The sequence below is a fragment of the Citrobacter sp. Cpo100 genome, assembly GCF_030332595.1.
GTDB lineage: Bacteria > Pseudomonadota > Gammaproteobacteria > Enterobacterales > Enterobacteriaceae > Citrobacter > Citrobacter portucalensis.
On the sequence record NZ_JAOWHM010000029.1, the window covers coordinates 140,604 to 158,589 of the forward strand.

14 protein-coding genes are annotated in these 17,986 nt (G+C 54.7%); 6 read left to right on the forward strand and 8 right to left on the reverse strand.

Translation table 11 applies throughout. The annotated features are described in order from the left end of the window. Positions 1-24: 24 nt before the first annotated feature. The gene (locus tag OGX96_RS06020) at positions 25-885 is read left to right on the forward strand and encodes a LysR family transcriptional regulator (protein WP_100271805.1); all 861 of its coding nucleotides are present in this window, start codon (positions 25-27) and stop codon (positions 883-885) included. 91 nt (positions 886-976) lie between these two features. Beyond that, positions 977-1,378, forward strand: coding sequence for a nickel-responsive transcriptional regulator NikR (gene nikR, locus OGX96_RS06030; protein ID WP_003827507.1), 402 nt, complete (start codon positions 977-979; stop codon positions 1,376-1,378). A gap of 104 nt (positions 1,379-1,482) precedes the next feature. Here the strand turns inward: nikR and OGX96_RS06035 are convergent, their stop codons facing one another. The 4 genes from OGX96_RS06035 to OGX96_RS06050 form a co-directional block, all read right to left on the reverse strand. Beyond that, the gene (locus tag OGX96_RS06035; RefSeq protein WP_020996068.1) at positions 1,483-2,607 is read right to left on the reverse strand and encodes an ABC transporter permease; all 1,125 of its coding nucleotides are present in this window, start codon (positions 2,605-2,607) and stop codon (positions 1,483-1,485) included. Beyond that, positions 2,607-5,354, reverse strand: a complete 2,748-nt coding sequence (rbbA, locus tag OGX96_RS06040) for a ribosome-associated ATPase/putative transporter RbbA (RefSeq protein ID WP_103284611.1) — start codon at positions 5,352-5,354, stop codon at positions 2,607-2,609. The genes OGX96_RS06035 and rbbA overlap by 1 nt, the downstream gene beginning before the upstream one ends. Next, positions 5,351-6,418, reverse strand: a complete 1,068-nt coding sequence (locus OGX96_RS06045) for an HlyD family secretion protein (protein ID WP_003827499.1) — start codon at positions 6,416-6,418, stop codon at positions 5,351-5,353. The genes rbbA and OGX96_RS06045 overlap by 4 nt, the downstream gene beginning before the upstream one ends. A gap of 403 nt (positions 6,419-6,821) precedes the next feature. Then, entirely contained in the window at positions 6,822-8,015 is a 1,194-nt protein-coding gene (locus tag OGX96_RS06050; protein ID WP_286582427.1) for a BaiN/RdsA family NAD(P)/FAD-dependent oxidoreductase, read from the reverse strand. Positions 8,016-8,244: 229 nt separating this feature from the next. On the opposite strand from OGX96_RS06050, the gene pitA reads away from it, so the two are divergent. Beyond that, complete coding sequence (gene pitA / locus OGX96_RS06055; protein ID WP_003827471.1) at positions 8,245-9,744, forward strand: inorganic phosphate transporter PitA; 1,500 nt, start codon at positions 8,245-8,247, stop codon at positions 9,742-9,744. Between the two features lie 64 nt (positions 9,745-9,808). Here pitA and uspB read toward each other — a convergent pair whose 3' ends face one another. Next, entirely contained in the window at positions 9,809-10,144 is a 336-nt protein-coding gene (gene uspB / locus OGX96_RS06060; protein WP_003023371.1) for a universal stress protein UspB, read from the reverse strand. A 393-nt stretch (positions 10,145-10,537) separates the two neighbouring features. On the opposite strand from uspB, the gene uspA reads away from it, so the two are divergent. After that, a complete protein-coding gene (gene uspA, locus OGX96_RS06065) occupies positions 10,538-10,975 on the forward strand; it encodes a universal stress protein UspA (protein ID WP_003023368.1) in 438 nt (145 codons plus the stop codon). Positions 10,976-11,256: 281 nt separating this feature from the next. Continuing rightward, positions 11,257-12,729 (forward strand): dipeptide/tripeptide permease DtpB, encoded by a 1,473-nt coding sequence (gene dtpB / locus OGX96_RS06070; protein ID WP_003827469.1) that lies wholly within the window; start codon positions 11,257-11,259, stop codon positions 12,727-12,729. A gap of 87 nt (positions 12,730-12,816) precedes the next feature. Here the strand turns inward: dtpB and OGX96_RS06075 are convergent, their stop codons facing one another. Beyond that, positions 12,817-13,320, reverse strand: coding sequence for an RrF2 family transcriptional regulator (locus tag OGX96_RS06075; protein WP_003023361.1), 504 nt, complete (start codon positions 13,318-13,320; stop codon positions 12,817-12,819). 232 nt (positions 13,321-13,552) lie between these two features. Between OGX96_RS06075 and OGX96_RS06080 the strand changes: the two genes are divergently transcribed. Next, the gene (locus OGX96_RS06080) at positions 13,553-14,752 is read left to right on the forward strand and encodes an NAD(P)/FAD-dependent oxidoreductase (protein ID WP_286582429.1); all 1,200 of its coding nucleotides are present in this window, start codon (positions 13,553-13,555) and stop codon (positions 14,750-14,752) included. Between the two features lie 396 nt (positions 14,753-15,148). Here the strand turns inward: OGX96_RS06080 and rsmJ are convergent, their stop codons facing one another. Both rsmJ and prlC read right to left on the reverse strand, forming a co-directional pair. Beyond that, complete coding sequence (rsmJ, locus tag OGX96_RS06085) at positions 15,149-15,898, reverse strand: 16S rRNA (guanine(1516)-N(2))-methyltransferase RsmJ (RefSeq protein ID WP_003827462.1); 750 nt, start codon at positions 15,896-15,898, stop codon at positions 15,149-15,151. 8 nt (positions 15,899-15,906) lie between these two features. After that, positions 15,907-17,949 carry an oligopeptidase A gene (gene prlC, locus OGX96_RS06090; protein WP_286582431.1) on the reverse strand — a complete coding sequence of 681 codons (2,043 nt, stop codon included), beginning with the start codon at positions 17,947-17,949 and terminating at the stop codon, positions 15,907-15,909. Positions 17,950-17,986 lie beyond the last annotated feature (37 nt).

A 17,986-nucleotide genomic window follows, 5' to 3' on the forward strand; every position in this document is an offset into this window, starting at 1 on the left:
ATTCATTCAATTATTAGATGAGTTATGCACAAAACAACCCTCGAGCAGTGGGCCCTATTGGAGAAAGTGGTGGAGCTGGGCAGCTTCGCTAAAGCGGCGGAAGAGACCAACCGTAGCCAGTCTTCGGTAAGCTATAATCTGGCACTGTTACAGGAGCGACTTGGCGTAACGCTGCTGACCCCGGAAGGCCGCAGGGCTGTCCTGACCCCGGCCGGAGAGCTATTGCTCAATCAGGTCAAACCGCTACTGAAGGCCTTTTTATGGGTGGAAACCCGGGCCGCAACGTTACAAAACGGTACGCGAACGCGGCTGGATTTGATGGTAGATAGCATCTTCCCACGCAAACGCCTGTTTGCCATTCTCAAACAGTTTCAGCAGGCCTGGCCGCAAACGCAGGTGCGTCTGACCGAAGTCCTGGAGAATGGCGATGCTCGACTGGCAGCACATGCCGATGCGGACGTAATGGTCCTGACCCGGCGTCAGGATGTCACCGGACGCGGCGAATGGCTGATGAATATTGACTTCGTGGCCGTGGCCCACCGCGATCACCCACTCTGCATGCTGGATGCGCCGCTGAATGAAGATGCATTACGCGCCTGGCCGCTGATTCGCATTGCCGATCGCGACAACCCACAACAACCGGTGCGCGATGCCTGGACCTTCTCGACCATTGATGCCGCGATTGATGCGGTGATGTATCAGGTCGGTTACGGCTGGCTGCCTGAGGAACGTATTCAGACGCAGCTTGATCAGGGGCTTTTACGCCCACTGCCGTTAAGCCATGGTGCTCGCCGCGCCACGCCTTTGCATCTGATCGTTAAAGATACGCTTGCCCCGCTGGATGAACAGGTCAGTACTCTGCTGCGTTTATTGCGAGAGCATTAACCTTTTCCCCGGATGCCGGACGTGTGTTACAAAATACGCTATTCCCCTTACTCCCTGTGCGCCAACGCGCCACATGAAAGGTTAACTGCAGATGCAACGAGTCACCATTACCCTCGATGACGATTTACTGGAAACGCTCGACGGCCTGAGTCAGCGCCGTGGCTACAACAACCGTTCCGAAGCGATCCGCGATATTCTGCGTGGCGCACTGGCGCAGGAAACTACCCTTGAACACGGCACTCAGGGCTTCGCGGTGCTCTCGTATGTTTATGAGCATGAGAAGCGTGATCTGGCCAGCCGTATTGTTTCTACCCAACACCACCATCACGATTTATCGGTCGCCACGCTGCACGTGCACATCAACCATGACGACTGCCTGGAAATCGCCGTGCTAAAAGGCGACATGGGCGATGTACAGCATTTTGCCGATGACGTGATTTCCCAGCGCGGCGTGCGCCACGGCCATTTACAGTGCCTGCCGAAAGAAGAGTAATTGCCTGTTTCGTTGCGGGATGCCGGATGGCGGCTACGCCTTATCCGGCCTACGTCCGTTACCGTTTGTAGGCCAGGCAAGCGAAGCACCCCCGGCAATAATGATTACGCCATCGTACCAATCGTCTTTCTGAAACGCAGCAGTGCTATCAGGAAGAACGCGCTGCCAATCGCCAGCAGCGTCAGAAACTGCGGCCAGACAATGCTAAACCCGGCTCCGCGATAAAGTATCGCCTGCGCGAGACTGACGAAATGGGTAGTCGGCATGGTCAGCATAATGTCCTGCACCGCCTGCGGCATGCTTTCACGCGGTGTGGAGCCACCTGAGAGCATCTGTAACGGCAGCAGCACCAGAATCATCAGCAGCCCCAGTTGCGGCATAGAGCGCGCCAGCGTCCCCATAAAAATGCCGATCGAGGTGGTGGCGAACAGGCTCAGCGCCACGCCCAGCATAAACAACGGTATCGAACCTTCAATCGGCACCCCGAGCACGCCTTTTACCATCAGCATCAGCGACAGACCGGAAACCACCAGCACCACCAGCCCCATCGACCAGATTTTTGCCATCATGATCTCAAACGGCGTCACCGGCATCACCAGCAGATGTTCAATGGTCCCGTGCTCGCGTTCGCGGATCAACGCCGAACCGGTCAGCACAATCGCCAACATAGTGATATTGTTGATAATCGCCATCACCGCGCCAAAGCGGGCGGGTTCCAGATTAGGGTTAAAGCGCATGCGCATTTCCAGCGCCACCGGCGGCTCATTGTTATCGCGGTAACGCGCCACAAAGCTGTTCACCTCGCCGCTGATGATATTCTGGATATAGCTGTTGCCGGTAAACGCCTGGCTCATCCGCGTGGCATCGACGTTAACCTGTATATCCGGTTGTCGTCCGGCCAGCACATCGCGCTGAAAATCAGGCGGAATGTTTACGGCGAAGGTATAGCGCCCGGCGTCCAACCCGGCATCCATTTCATCGGCAGTGATCATCTCCGGCGGTAAAAACCACGGGCGATAAAAGCTGTTCACAATCCGATTCGACAACTGCGACTGGTCCATATCGGCAATAGCAATCGGTGCCAGATGCAGCGAACCCGGCAGGACGGTCGCGGAAGAATAAACCGAAATAGTGAAGGCGAAGACGATCAGCGTCAGCATCGCTTTGTCACCCAGCAGGCTGCGCAACTCTTTGATGCCGAGGTTATAAATATTGCGTAATCGGCGCATCACCCCTCCTGTTTTTTCAGCAGTAATACGCTCAGACCAATCACCACCGGAATGGCTACCGCCAGCGGAATAAACAGTTGCCAGAGATCGGTCAGATCCAACGCTTTAGAGAACGTTCCACGCGCGATGGTCAGAAAATGGCTGGTCGGATAAATTTCACCAATCCACCGACCCGGCCCTTCCAGCGAGGCAACTGGATCGATCATTCCGGAAAACTGCGTCGCCGGGATCAGCGTAATAATCGCCGTACCAAAAATGGCCGCGATCTGGCTTTTCATAAACGTGGAGATTAACAGCCCCAGCCCGGTGGCAATGGTGACGTACAGCAGCGCAGCCAGCGTCAGGGTCACAAAGCTACCCTTATGCGGAACGCCGAATACAAACACCGACAGCGCGCACAACAGCAGGAAGTTCAGCATGCCCAGCACGATGTACGGCAACTGTTTGCCGAGTAAAAACTCGCTGCGGGTCGTGGGCGTAACGTACAGATTGATAATCGACCCCAGCTCTTTCTCACGCACCACGCTGAGGGCGCTGAGCATGGAAGGGATCATCATCAACAGCAGTGGGATCACTGCCGGAACAATCGCCGGTAGACTCTTCACATCCGGGTTGTAACGATAGCGAGTTTCAATGGTCATCAGCCCGTTTTGCCCGCTGGCATTTGGCTGGCGCGCCATCACATCCTGCAGCCAGGTCTGGTGCATCGCCTGCACGTAACCCCTGACCGTTTCAGCGCGGCTTGGCATTGCGCCATCGACCCAGACGCCAATCTTCACCGGCGTTCCACGCGCGATGTCGCGGCCAAAATTTGGCGGAATTTCAATTGCTACCGCAACTTCGCCAGAACGCATCCGTTTGTCCAGCTCGTCATAACTGGTGAGCGGCGGTTGTTCGATAAAATAGCGCGATCCCGCCAGATTCAGCGTCCACGCCTGGCTGCTGACGGTCTGGTCGCGGTCGAGCACCGAAAAACGCAGGTTTTCCACATCCATGCTGATGCCGTAGCCCATGATAAGCATCAGGATCACCGTGCCCATCAGCGCCAGCGTTGAACGTACCGGGTCACGTCGCAGCTCCAGCGCTTCACGACGGCTGTAGCTGAACAAGCGCCGCAGGCTAAAGCCTTGCCGCGGCGGCTTACTGTTTTCATGCACTGTCTGGACATTGGCTGGCGCTAACTGAGCTTCCGGCGCCGGGCCTGCCGCTTCCTGCAACCAGGAGATAAACGCCTCTTCCAGACTGGCAGCTCCACGCTGTTTCACCAGCTCCTGCGGCGTACCGCTGGCCAGTACTTTTCCGGCGTGCATCAGCGACATGCGGTCGCAGCGCTCCGCTTCGTTCATAAAGTGGGTGGAGATAAAAATGGTCACTTTGTCCTGGCGCGACAGGTCGACCATCAGTTGCCAGAACATATCCCTCGCAACCGGATCGACCCCGGAGGTCGGTTCATCAAGAATGAGCATCTCCGGACGATGGATCACCGCCACCGCCAGCGACAGGCGTTGACGGATCCCCAACGGCAGCGCACCGGGCAGCGCATCTTCGACATCGGTCAGCGAAAAGCGCTCACTCATCTCCTGCACCCGCCCAGGGATTTCTGCTTCGGGGATATGGAACAGCCGCGCATGTAGTTCGAGGTTTTGCCGGACGGTCAGCTCGCTGTAGAGCGAAAATGCCTGCGACATATAGCCTACCCGGCGGCGGGTATCGATATTCTTCGGATCAACCGCTTGTCCAAACAGCCACGCCTCGCCTTCGCTTGCGGGCAGCAGTCCGGTGAGCATTTTCATGGTGGTGGATTTACCGCAGCCGTTGGAGCCGAGAAAACCGAAGATTTCCCCGCGCGGAATGCGGAAGTTAACGTGGTCCACCGCCACAAATTTACCGAAGCGCATGGTCAGGTTTTTCGCCTCGATGGCAATCTCTTCCTGCTCAGCGTGATACGGCGGGATCACTACCGGTTTATGCGCCTGGCGCTGGGCTTCAGGTAACAGCGCGATAAACGCCTGCTCCAGCGTGTTGCTGTTGGTTTGCTCACGTAGCTGCTGCGCGCTCCCGGTAGCTAACACCTCCCCGGCATTCATCGCCACCAGCCAGTCAAAGCGCTCGGCTTCTTCCATATAAGCGGTCGCAACCAGCACGCTCATGTTGGTCTGCCGCTGGCGAATGCTGTTAATCAGATCCCAGAACTGGGCGCGGGACAGCGGGTCGACCCCGGTGGTGGGTTCATCGAGAATTAACAGTTCCGGGTCGTGGATTAACGCGCAGCACAGCCCCAGCTTTTGCTTCATCCCGCCCGAGAGTTTCCCGGCAGGACGGTCGCGAAACGGTGCCAGTCCGGTGCTATTCAGCAGCTCGGTAATCCGCGCCTCACGCTCCGCTTTGTCATGCCCAAACAGGCGGGCAAAGAAATCGACGTTCTCATATACCGACAGCGTGTGATACAGGTTTTTCCCCAGCCCCTGCGGCATCCAGGCAATGCGCGGGCAGACATCCCGGCGATGTTTTGGGTCGCGCATATCGCCACCCAACACCATCACGTTGCCGTGTTCAATGACCCGCGCGCCGGAGATGAGCGACAGCAGGCTCGATTTTCCGACGCCATCCGGGCCAATCAACCCCACCATACAGCGGGCAGGGATATCCAGCGTGATATTGTTCAGCGCTACCGTTTTCCCGTAATGCTGACTCACGCCGTCAAGGTGCGCCACGGGAGGAACGGGAACCAGCGCCAGATGCGTCATTGCGGCAACCTCACCACCAGGTCGTCAGGCCAGGCGCGACTTTCATCAACACGCACCCACGCCATGCCCGGCAGACCGGTTTTCACGTACTCCAGATGCTGCTGCAACAGCTCTGGCGGGATACGCGCTTTGACGCGAAACATCAGTTTCAGCCGTTCATCGCTGGTTTCGACCGTTTTCGGCGTGAACTGCGCGACGCTAGCCACAAAGCTGATGGTCGCCGGAATACGCAGATCCGGCGCAGCATCCAGCACCAGCCGCGCTTCTCCACCAATCTTCAGTAAACCAGCCTGTTCGGTTGGCAAGAAGAACGTCATGTAGACATCGCTGAGATCGACCATATTCAGCACGCGACCGCCCGCGGAAAGCACCTCGCCAGGTTCAGCTACGCGGTACTGTACGCGACCATCCCGCGGGGCTTTCAGCTCGCTGTCATCAATATCAGCCGCAATACGACGTTCGGTAGCCTGCGCGGCTTCTACGCGGGTTTGCGCCTGAATGATACTGGTGCGAGCGGCTTCAATTGCGGCTTTTGCCGCAGAGACCTGCGCCTTTGCGGATTCCAGTGCAGCGCGTGCGCTTTCTGCCGCAGCCCTGTCGTCATCCAGCTGTTGCTCAGACACAGCCCCACGCTGAGATAGCGAACGGGAGCGGACGTGGCGTTTAGAGACCGACTGCAGTTCCGCCTCACGCTGTTTTACCACCGACTGCGCGGCGCGCATTTCACTTTGCCGCTGCTCTAACAGCGCCCGCGCCGCCGCCACCGCACTTTCGGCCTCTTTGATTTGGGCTACCGCTTCCAGCCGCTGCTCCTGCAGCACGCGGGTATCCATTTTCGCCAGCACTTCGCCCTGACGAACAAACTGCCCTTCCGACACGAGGATCGTGTCAATTCGCCCGGCAATTTTGGTGGCAATATCCACTTCAGTGGCTTCAATTCTGCCGTTGCTGGCTGCAAACCCCTCCGGTATTCCCGCAGGACGAAGCATCCACCATGCTATCGCGGCCACCACGACCAGGATGCCCGCCACCCACCACATCATATGACGTTTAAACTTATCCATATTCGACCCGCCGTAATCCCTGTTATCAAACGATGCGTGTCACAAAGCCCACTGAACAGCTATTCAACGGGAGATTCCATCCGGGATAAGAAGGAATGAGAAACAATGGCCAGAGAGCAGACAGGCATGTAAGCAACCTGCGCCGCGAAGGAAGTGAATGATGAAAATGCTGTGAAATCGGGTAGTAATGTTGTCATCATCAGCGTTCCTGGCCGGAAATGAAACACGCATACTCATTACTGCTGTCTATTGAATACTAACACCTGGATTCAATATGTCTATTCGGTTGTAGCAGGTATGTTGCAGGAAAAAAATCGTGCCCGGCAATCCATTTACCGGGCAAATTTCACAAGTGAGCTTTATGTAAAACGCAGCGGGTCCACGCTCAACGTATCGTCTTCGCTTATTCAGATACCAAATCCTGCGCGCATGCCCAGGCGCTCGACCATGCCCACTGGAAGTTATAGCCACCCAACCAGCCGGTGACGTCCATCACTTCGCCGATAAAGTAGAGCCCTGGCACTTTGCGGGCTTCCATCGTGCGCGATGACAGCTCGTTGGTATCGACGCCGCCCAACGTGACTTCAGCGGTACGATACCCTTCCGTACCGTTCGGCTGTACCCGCCACTCGGTCAGCGTCTCAACCAGCGTTTGCTGATCGCGTACGTTAAGCTGCTTCAGAGACACGTCAGGAATTTGCCCTAACTGCTGCAAGCATTCCACCAGACGCTTTGGCAATTGCATTGCTAAGGTATTCTTTAAGCTCTGGTTAGGGTGTGCGCTACGTTGTTCGTCGAGGAAGCTCACCAGGTCAACATCCGGCAACAAATTAATGCTGACAAATTCGCCTGGCTGCCAAAAACTGGAAATCTGCAAAACAGCTGGGCCCGAAAGTCCTCGGTGTGTAAAGAGCAGATTTTCGCGAAATACGGTGCCGTCTTCGGCGGTGATAACGGAGGAGACCGACACGCCAGAGAGCACCTGAAGCTGCTCCAGAAGTGGCTTATGCAACGTAAAGGGCACCAGTCCCGCGCGCGTTGGCAACACCTTCAGACCAAACTGTTCGGCAATTTTATAACCAAACGGCGTTGCCCCCAGACCCGGCATGGAAAGCCCACCGGAAGCGATAACCAGTTTTTTCGTGCCGACCGTCATGCCGTTCAGTTCGAGGGTGAAACCTTCATCATCCTGCACCACGCTCAGGACTTCGCTCCGTAACCGCATAGTTACGTTACCTTTTTCACACTCGTCTACCAGCATATCGACAATTTGCTGAGCGGAATCATCGCAGAACAGCTGACCCAGCGTTTTTTCATGCCAGGCAATACCGTGTTTGCCCACCAGTTCGATAAAATCCCACTGCGTGTAACGCGCCAGTGCCGATTTGCAAAAATGGGGGTTTTGGCTCAAATAGGCGGCCGGTTCGACATAAAGATTGGTAAAGTTGCAGCGTCCCCCGCCAGACATGAGAATCTTGCGTCCTGGCTTTTTACCATTATCAATAAGCAGTACTCGACTACCTGCTTGTCCTGCCTGCGCGGCACAAAACATACCCGCTGCGCCAGCGCCTATAATAACGGTATCAAACCTTTCCACGTTGCGATCCTCTCTAAAAAGCGGGTGTGAATTGTAAAGATTCCTCAGTGGTCGCACCAGCACCAAACTACCGATAAAGGGTATTTAACTGAAATATATAGGATAATTCTTTAGTGGTGTAAAACAAAGCAGGAGACAAATCAAAAAAACTCTATATTTCACTTTGCCCGCGCCGCCAAAGTCACTGATAATGCGCCGCGTTCATGTCCTCAAAATGGCGTAACGTCCTATGCTACATTTGTTTGCTGGCCTGGATTTACATACCGGGCTTTTACTATTGCTTGCTCTGGCTTTTGTGCTGTTCTACGAAGCAATTAACGGCTTCCATGACACAGCCAATGCTGTCGCAACCGTGATCTATACCCGTGCAATGCGTTCGCAATTGGCGGTGGTCATGGCTGCGTTGTTCAACTTCTTTGGTGTTTTGCTGGGTGGTCTCAGCGTGGCGTATGCCATCGTGCATATGCTACCAACGGATCTGCTGCTTAATATGGGATCGTCACATGGCCTTGCCATGGTGTTCTCCATGCTGCTGGCGGCAATTATCTGGAACCTGGGTACCTGGTACTTTGGTTTACCTGCATCCAGCTCCCACACGCTGATTGGCGCCATTATCGGTATTGGTTTAACCAATGCACTGATGACCGGCACCTCAGTGGTGGACGCACTTAACATTCCGAAAGTTATCGGTATTTTTGCTTCGCTTATCATCTCGCCAATTGTTGGTCTGGTGGTTGCAGGCGGTCTTATTTTCATTCTGCGTCGTTACTGGAGCGGTACAAAAAAACGTGCCCGTATCCACCTGACGCCAGCAGAACGTGAAAAGAAAGATGGCAAGAAAAAGCCGCCGTTCTGGACCCGTATCGCACTGATCCTCTCCGCTATCGGCGTAGCGTTCTCTCATGGCGCTAACGACGGGCAGAAAGGCATTGGTCTGGTGATGCTGGTGCTGATTGGCGTAGCGCCTGCAGGCTTCGTGGTGAATATGAATGCTTCCGGTTACGAGATTACCCGTACCCGTGATGCAATCAATAACGTCGAAGTCTTCTTCCAGCAGCGCCCTGACCTGCTTAAACAGGCCACAGGCGTAGACCAGCTGATTCCGTCCCCGACGGACGCGGCACCCGCGACGACGACAGAGTTCCATTGCCACCCGGCGAATACCATCAACGCGCTGGAACGTGCGAAAGGTATGCTGGCGAACCTGGAAACCTACGACAAATTAAGCGTCGAACAGCGTGGTCAGCTGCGCCGTATTATGCTGTGCATCTCTGATACCACCGATAAAGTGGTTAAGCTGCCTGGCGTAAGCGCTGACGATCAGCGTCTGCTGAAAAAACTGAAAGCTGACATGCTGAGCACCATTGAGTACGCGCCTATCTGGATCATTATGGCCGTCGCATTGGCGCTGGGTATTGGTACGATGATTGGCTGGCGTCGCGTTGCCACCACCATCGGCGAGAAAATCGGTAAGAAAGGCATGACTTATGCCCAGGGGATGTCGGCGCAGATGACCGCCGCAGTCTCTATCGGTCTCGCCAGCTACACCGGTATGCCCGTTTCCACCACCCACGTTCTCTCTTCTTCCGTTGCGGGGACGATGGTTGTTGATGGCGGCGGATTGCAGCGTAAAACGGTAACCAGCATTCTGATGGCCTGGGTCTTCACCCTGCCGGCTGCGATTATTCTTTCCGGGGTGCTGTACTGGCTCTCCCTGAAGCTTATCTAAGCGAATGCACGGTAAAAAAGCGGGTCAGGAAGCTGACCCGCTTTTTTTGTATCTGTTGTTGGCATCAGTGCCAGATAATCAGCGCAACCATGCTGATTAGCACCAGACCACATAGCGCGCTGGTAAGAATGAACTGACCGCGAACCCGCTCACAGCGGCGAATAAATTCATCATCATGATGATCGCGGTAACGCTGAGCGTAGATATACCACACCAGACGCATCTGCTTGTTCGGTTGCCCATGCGAGGTAAAAAAGCCCCCTCCATCTACATACTGGTAAAGTAATGGATCGCAACCACGAAGTACCACTAACAGTGCGCGTAGCGAAGAAAAATAGCGCGCCATATTAACAATGCAAACGACACATAAAGCCCAGAATAATGCAATGGTGCTTATCATACCTCCTCCCCGGCGACCCGCCCACGGAACTCCTTTCCGGGACTACCGCTCCCCGATACCCTGCCAAACCATTCAATGAAGAGTGCAGCCGAAACCGTTCGTGTTAGTATCACGCATCCGAACGCCTCTTTAGATAGTGTAGGAGATTAGTTAATTTTTTTGCCATAAGGTTAATCGCTATCAATGCAATTAACTAAAAAATTTGTTTAACTATTTGGCAAGCAAGGCGGATTGACGGATTATCCTGGTCGCTATAATGTAAGGATAGTCCTTATATGGTACGTTTTTTACGACTGGGCTAGCCCCGCGCACAAGGTTCGCAGGACGCGGATGACGCGGCGGCATATAACGCCAGCAGGCTAGTCATCGACAACTTATGGAAGGAGTAACACTATGGCTTATAAACACATTCTTATCGCGGTTGATCTTTCTCCGGAAAGCAAAGTTCTGGTTGAAAAAGCGGTTTCTATGGCGCGACCTTACAATGCTAAAGTCTCCCTTATCCACGTTGACGTAAACTATTCCGACCTGTACACCGGGCTCATCGACGTGAATCTGGGCGACATGCAGAAACGCATTTCTGAAGAAACCCACCACGCGTTAACCGAGCTGTCCACCAATGCAGGCTACCCTATCACCGAAACCCTGAGCGGTAGCGGCGACCTGGGTCAGGTTCTGGTTGATGCCATCAAAAAATACGACATGGATCTGGTCGTCTGTGGTCACCACCAGGATTTCTGGAGCAAACTGATGTCCTCCGCGCGCCAACTGATCAACACCGTCCACGTCGACATGTTGATTGTTCCGCTGCGTGACGACGAAGAAGCATAAAATGCTTGCCGCCGGAAGTTAACCCGGCCCACTGCAAGTCGTTAAGCCTGTAAACGCCCGCCTTCGCGGGCGTTTTTGTTTTTATCATTCGGTCATAATTAGTACATCAATCCAACAAACAAATCATAATTAGTGTGATCAACTAATTGGATCGAAAACTATCTCTATAATACTCTACCCTTGCGGCCAATAACCGCAGTCTATAACAAAATAAGACTTTTTCGGCGCGTTTAAGCATACGCGTTCATACTTTTCGGGATGGCTTTGAAAGGCGATGGAATATGAATAAAACTGCACCTACGGGCTTGCTGCAGCAACCTCGTCCGTTCTTCATGATCTTCTTTGTGGAATTATGGGAACGATTTGGCTATTACGGCGTACAGGGCATCCTGGCGGTATTTTTTGTTAAGCAGCTCGGATTTTCACAAGAACAGGCATTTGTCACCTTTGGTGCCTTTGCCGCACTGGTTTACGGCCTGATCTCGATCGGCGGCTACGTCGGCGACCACCTGTTAGGCACCAAGCGCACGCTGGTACTCGGTGCCATTGTGCTGGCAATCGGCTACTTCATGACCGGGATGTCGCTGCTTAAGCCGGATCTGATCTTTATTGCTTTGGGTACCATTGCCGTTGGTAACGGGCTATTTAAAGCCAACCCGGCAAGCCTGCTGTCAAAATGCTATCCCCCGAAAGACGCCCGTCTGGACGGTGCTTTCACTCTGTTTTATATGTCGATTAACATCGGTTCGCTACTGTCACTGTCGCTGGCGCCGGTGATTGCCGATAAGTTTGGCTACGCTGTGACTTACAACCTGTGCGGAGCCGGACTAATCGTCGCGCTGCTGGTCTACTTTGCCTGCCGCGGAATGGTGAAAAATATCGGCTCTGAGCCAGACCATAAGCCACTGAATTTCCGTAACCTGCTGTACGTGCTGGCCGGTACGGTAGTGATGGTATTTATCTGCGCCTGGCTGATGCACAACGTGCAGATTGCCAACCTGGTGCTGATCGTCCTGTCGATTGTCGTGACCATCATCTTCTTCCGTCAGGCATTCAAACTGGATAAAACCGGGCGCAACAAGATGTTCGTGGCCTTTATCCTGATGCTGGAAGCGGTGGTGTTCTACGTGCTGTACGCGCAGATGCCGACATCGCTGAACTTCTTTGCGATCAATAACGTACACCATGAAATTCTTGGTTTCGCCATCAACCCGGTGAGCTTCCAGGCGCTGAACCCGTTCTGGGTGGTACTGGCGAGTCCGGTACTGGCCGCAATCTATACCCGTCTGGGCAACAAAGGCAAAGACCTGACCATGCCGATGAAATTTACGCTCGGTATGTTCCTGTGCTCATTGGGCTTCCTGACGGCCGCCGCTGCCGGGATGTGGTTTGCCGATGCACAAGGGCTGACGTCGCCGTGGTTTATCGTGCTGGTGTATCTGTTCCAGAGCCTGGGTGAACTGCTGATTAGCGCCCTGGGACTGGCTATGGTCGCCGCTCTCGTGCCACAACACCTGATGGGCTTCATTCTTGGGATGTGGTTCCTGACGCAGGCCGCAGCCTTCCTGATGGGGGGTTATGTCGCTACGTTCACCGCCGTACCAGAGAACATCACCGACCCGCTGCAAACGCTGCCTATCTATACCAACGTCTTCAGTAAGATTGGCCTTGTCACCCTGGCAGTAACGGTCGTGATGGCGATTATGGTGCCATGGCTGAACCGCATGATTAATACGCCGAGCACCGAGCAATAACCTTCAGTGCCGGATGGCGGCTATTGCCCCTATCCGGCCTACATTCAACATGCCCGGTCGCCTTGCGCTATCGGGCATTTTCACTCACTACCCTTTACGCGCGTCTATCCACTCCTGCACTTCCACCACAAAGGTATCCGGTGCTTTACGGTACATTTTGCGCGCCAAGTCCAGAATCGTATGCTGGCCGAGCGCTTCTTCCATTCGCTGCTGGGCCATGTCCATTACCGAACGCACACCACAAATGCCTTCACAGGCCCACTCGGGTGGATGCTCCTCAAATACCGCCAGCCGCTGGCGAATTTCACGACACTCAAAGATGCGCTTATCGCCATCAATAGCATTCACCACATCCAGCACCGTGATGTGTTCAGCGGGTTTAGCTAACTGGAAACCGCCACCTTTGCCTTCAATGCTGCGCACCAGACCCGCTTTGGACAGACGGGTGAAAATTTTTGCCAGATAGTCATACGGTACGCTTTGCAGTTCGGCTATTTCCCGCACGCTCATATCCCGCGCGTCGCCCTTACTGTCGACCATACACATCAGGCTATGAATGCCGTACTCAACTCCCGAACTGTAGAATGCCATTCTCTTATCTCAGCCAAAATGAATCTGAGTTTATTGTAGCTTTTTCATCTCATTCATTCCAGACAGCAAAGTAACCCCTTTTCACAACAGAACTTTAAATGCATATTTATCAATCAGATAATCAAAAAACACCACCCTTTAAGGCAAAAAGGATCTCGATCGCATTGCAATTCCTAACTACGACAAATAAAATCCGAGTAAATAATTCGTAGTCACCAGTGAGAAAACCCCAATGCGTAAACAAATTCTGATCGTGGGCGCCGGCTTTGCCGGTATGTGGGCAGCATTAAGCGCCGCACGACTGGCGGATAAACATCAGCAGGCCATTGATATTACAGTAATTGCGCCACAACCGGAGCTGCGTGTCCGCCCACGATTTTATGAAAGCGCCGTTCATACGCTGGTCGCACCACTGCAACCGCTATTTGACGTTACCGGCGTCAACTTCCTGCAAGGTCACGTCGAGCAAATCCACCCGGACTCTAAAGAGGTGAGCTGGAAAGATGCCAACGGTGACACTCATCTGCATCGCTATGACCGCCTGGTGCTCGCCAGCGGAAGTCACGTAAACCGCGACGCCGTTGCCGGTGCCGCCGAGCACGCGTTTGACCTCGACCAACTCGAGAGCGCCGCCGTACTGGAGCAGCACATTAACAATCTGGCATTACAACCGGAAAGTGAGGCTCGTAATACCGTGGTGGTCTGTGGTGGTGGTTTCACCGGGATAGAGATGGCGCTGGAATTACCGGGTCGTTTGCGCGAAATATTGGGCGCTGATGCTAAGACCAGAGTTGTCGTAGTTGAACGCGGTGCTCAGCCGGGCGGACGCTGGAGCCAGGAATTACGTGACGTGATTATCGAAGCCTCTGCAGAACTGGGTGTCGAGTGGCTGGTCAATGTGGAAGTAGAGTGCGTGGATGCCTCCGGCGTCACGCTGAAAGATGGGCAGGTGATTGCCTCTCAGACGGTTATCTGGACCGTCGGCGTGCAGGCTAATAACCTGACAGCACAGATTAATGCCCCGCGCGATCGCCAGGGCCGTCTGCATGTGAATGCTAATCTGCAGGTTGTGGGTCACGATGATATCTACGCCACTGGCGATGTGGCCTATGCCGCCACCGACGACAAAGGCAACCATGCGTTAATGACCTGTCAGCACGCTATTTTGTTGGGTAAATTTGCCGGTAATAACGCCGCGGCGGACCTGTTGGACGTAACGCCATTGCCATATCGTCAGGAAAACTACGTCACCTGCCTGGATCTTGGTGCCTGGGGTGCGGTGTATAGCGAAGGATGGGATCAGCAGGTGAAACTGACGCGCGCAGAAGCGAAGAAGCTGAAGGTGTCGATTGTCAGCGAGCTGATTTACCCACCGAAAGCAGACCGAGCAGTAGCATTTGAGATTGCCGACCCGCTGGCACCGTTTGTTTAATAGGTTATGCCGGATGCGGCTAACGCCTTATCCGGCCTACAAAGACACGCTGCCGTAGGCCTGATAAGCGCAGCACATCAGGCAGCACAGCGCACCAAGCCGGATGCGGCTAACGCCTTATCCGGCCTACAAACCACACGCTGCCGTAGGCCTGATAAGCGTAGCGCATCAGGCAGCACAGCGCACCAAGCCGGATGCGGCTAACGCCTTATCCGGCCTACAAACCACACGCTGCCGTAGGCCTGATAAGCGCAGCGCATCAGGCAACACAGCGCACCAAGCCGGATGCGGCTAACGCCTTATCCGGCCTACAAACCACACGCTGCCGTAGGCCTGATAAGCGCAGCGCATCAGGCAGCACAGCGCATCAGGCAGCACAGCGCACAGATCTACAAACTATGCTGTCCCAGCGTAGATATCAAACCGATGCCCTTTCGTCACAACCGCGTTCGGCGTGGCGACATCCGCCAGCGGCGGCGCGTAATCTGGGCGCTTCACCACCACACGTTTGGTGGCCAACTGACGCGCAGGCTCCAGCAGCCCATCCGCATCTAAATCCGGCCCCACCAATGACTGAAACACCCGCATCTCTTTTTTCACCAGCGCGCTTTTCTGCTTATGTGGAAACATCGGATCGAGGTACACCACCTGCGGGCGCGGCGTGATATCGGTTAACGCCGTCAGACTCGACGCATGGATCAGCTGTAAACGTTCCTGCAGCCACGGACCGATTTCCGGGTCGGCATAGCCGCGCGCCAGGCCATCATCAAGCAGCGCCGCCACTACCGGATTACGTTCCAGCATTCGTACGCGGCAGCCTACCGAGGCCAGTACAAACGCATCGCGCCCCAGCCCTGCGGTTGCATCGACCACATCCGGCAGGTAATCGCCTTTAATGCCAACCGCCTTCGCCACCGCTTCACCGCGTCCACCGCCAAATTTGCGCCGATGGGCCATCGCACCGCCCACGAAATCCACGAAGATACCGCCGAGTTTGGGTTCATCACGTTTGCGCAGTTCCAGATGTTCCGGCGTCATCACCAGCGCCATCAGGTTATCTTCATCGTGTTCCAGTCCCCAGCGGGCGGCAAGAACAGATAAGGCGCCGTCTCCGGCGCCTGTTTCATCTACTAAGCAGATTTTCACGTGAATAATCAGCCTTTGATCCCGTAATGCTCCAGCATTGCATCCAACTGTGGCTCGCGGCCACGGAAGCGCTTGAACAGTTCCATCGGCTCTTCAGAACCGCCACGGGTGAGGATGTTATCGAGGAACGATTGTCCGGTTTGACGGTTGAAAATCCCTTCATCTTCGAAGCGAGAGAAGGCATCTGCCGCCAGTACGTCTGCCCACAGATAGCTGTAGTAACCCGCTGCGTAGCCACCAGCAAAAATGTGGCTGAAGGCATGCGGGAAGCGGCCCCACGTTGGGCCCGGCACCACGGCGACCTGTTTTTTAATTTCCGCCAGCGTCTCGAGGATTTTAGCCCCTTGCTGCGGGTTAAACTCCGCGTGCAGACGGAAATCAAACAGACCGAACTCCAGTTGACGCAGAATAAACAGCGCTGCCTGGTAGTTTTTCGCCGCCAGCATTTTATCCAGCAGTTCCTTCGGCAGCGGCTCACCGGTCTCAAAGTGACCAGAGATAAACGCCAACGCTTCCGGCTCCCAACACCAGTTCTCCATAAACTGGCTCGGCAGTTCGACCGCATCCCATGGCACACCGTTGATACCGGAAACCCCCGCGGTTTCGACACGAGTCAGCATATGGTGCAGACCATGGCCGAACTCGTGGAACAGGGTGATCACTTCGTCGTGGGTGAACAGCGCCGGTTTGCCGTTCACCGGACGGTTAAAGTTACAGGTCAGGTAAGCGACCGGCTTTTGCAATGTGCCGTCTGTCTTACGCATCTGGCCGACACAGTCGTCCATCCACGCCCCGCCGCGTTTGTGTTCACGGGCATACAGATCAAGATAGAAGCTACCACGCAGCTCGTTGTTTTCATCGTACAGCTCGAAGAAACGAACTTCCGGATGCCAGACGTCAACATCGGTGCGCTCTTTGGCGGTGATGCCATAAATACGTTTAACCACTTCAAACAGACCGTTAACGGCTTTGTTTTCCGGGAAGTAAGGACGCAACTGCTCGTCGCTGATGCTGTAGAGGTGCTGTTTTTGTTTCTCGCTGTAGTAAGCGATATCCCACGGCTGCAGCTCATCAACACCAAATTCCGCTTTCGCGAAGGCGCGCAGCTGAGCTAGCTCTTTCTCACCCTGCGGACGGGCACGTTTCGCCAGGTCAGTCAGGAAGTCGAGTACCTGCTGCGGGTTCTCCGCCATTTTGGTAGCCAGAGATTTAAAGGCGTAGCTCTCAAAGCCCAGCAGTTGTGCCAGTTCGTGGCGCAGCGCGAGGATCTCTTCCATTATCGGGCTGTTGTCCCATTTGCCCGCGTTTGGCCCCTGGTCAGATGCGCGCGTGGAGTATGCACGATACATCTCTTCACGCAGCCCCTGGTTATCACAGTAGGTCATCACCGGCAGGTAGCTTGGGATATCCAGGGTTAACAGATAGCCTTCCTGCTCTTTGGCTTCAGCCTGCGCTTTTGCGGCGGCCAGCGCGCTTTCCGGCATCCCGGCAAGTTCCGCTTCGTCGGTCACCAGCTTGGTCCAGCCCATCGTAGCATCGAGGACGTTATTGCTGTACAGGTTGCCGAGCTCAGACAGGCGGGTGGCAATCTCACCATAGCGCTGCTGTTTTTCCTTCGGCAGACCAATACCAGAAAGCTCAAAATCGCGCAGCGCGTTATCAACCGCTTTTTTCTGTGCGGTGTTCAGGGTGGCGTAATGATCGCCATCACGCAGGTCGCGGTACGCTTTGTACAGGCCTTCATGTTGTCCAACCCAGGTGCTGTATTCAGACAGCAGCGGCAGCGTTTGTTCGTAGGCTTCACGCAGTTCCGGGCTGTTTTTCACCGAATTCAGGTGACTAACCGGAGAGAAAATACGCCCCAGCACATCGTCGACTTCCGCCAACGGCTGGCAGAGGTTTTCCCAAGTGTACGGCGCGCTCTGCGCAACCACGCGCTCAACGTTTTCACGGCAATCGTTCAGCGCCTTAGTGACGGCAGGCACAACGTGTTCTGGCTGAATTTTAGAAAACGGCGGCAGTTCGAAGGGAGTCAGCAATGGATTGGTCATTAGCGCGGTCCTGTTGAAAAGAGTGAATGAAGCGCGT

What these genes read in the sequence shown, in the direction of transcription:
- OGX96_RS06020 (WP_100271805.1), top strand. Translation starts at nt 25, where the DNA reads ATGCACAAAACAACCCTCGAGCAGTGGGCCCTATTGGAGAAAGTGGTG.
- nikR (WP_003827507.1), top strand. Translation starts at nt 977, where the DNA reads ATGCAACGAGTCACCATTACCCTCGATGACGATTTACTGGAAACGCTC.
- OGX96_RS06035 (WP_020996068.1), bottom strand. Translation starts at nt 2,607, where the DNA reads ATGCGCCGATTACGCAATATTTATAACCTCGGCATCAAAGAGTTGCGC.
- rbbA (WP_103284611.1), bottom strand. Translation starts at nt 5,354, where the DNA reads ATGACGCATCTGGCGCTGGTTCCCGTTCCTCCCGTGGCGCACCTTGAC.
- OGX96_RS06045 (WP_003827499.1), bottom strand. Translation starts at nt 6,418, where the DNA reads ATGGATAAGTTTAAACGTCATATGATGTGGTGGGTGGCGGGCATCCTG.
- pitA (WP_003827471.1), top strand. Translation starts at nt 8,245, where the DNA reads ATGCTACATTTGTTTGCTGGCCTGGATTTACATACCGGGCTTTTACTA.
- uspB (WP_003023371.1), bottom strand. Translation starts at nt 10,144, where the DNA reads ATGATAAGCACCATTGCATTATTCTGGGCTTTATGTGTCGTTTGCATT.
- uspA (WP_003023368.1), top strand. Translation starts at nt 10,538, where the DNA reads ATGGCTTATAAACACATTCTTATCGCGGTTGATCTTTCTCCGGAAAGC.
- dtpB (WP_003827469.1), top strand. Translation starts at nt 11,257, where the DNA reads ATGAATAAAACTGCACCTACGGGCTTGCTGCAGCAACCTCGTCCGTTC.
- OGX96_RS06075 (WP_003023361.1), bottom strand. Translation starts at nt 13,320, where the DNA reads ATGGCATTCTACAGTTCGGGAGTTGAGTACGGCATTCATAGCCTGATG.
- OGX96_RS06080 (WP_286582429.1), top strand. Translation starts at nt 13,553, where the DNA reads ATGCGTAAACAAATTCTGATCGTGGGCGCCGGCTTTGCCGGTATGTGG.
- prlC (WP_286582431.1), bottom strand. Translation starts at nt 17,949, where the DNA reads ATGACCAATCCATTGCTGACTCCCTTCGAACTGCCGCCGTTTTCTAAA.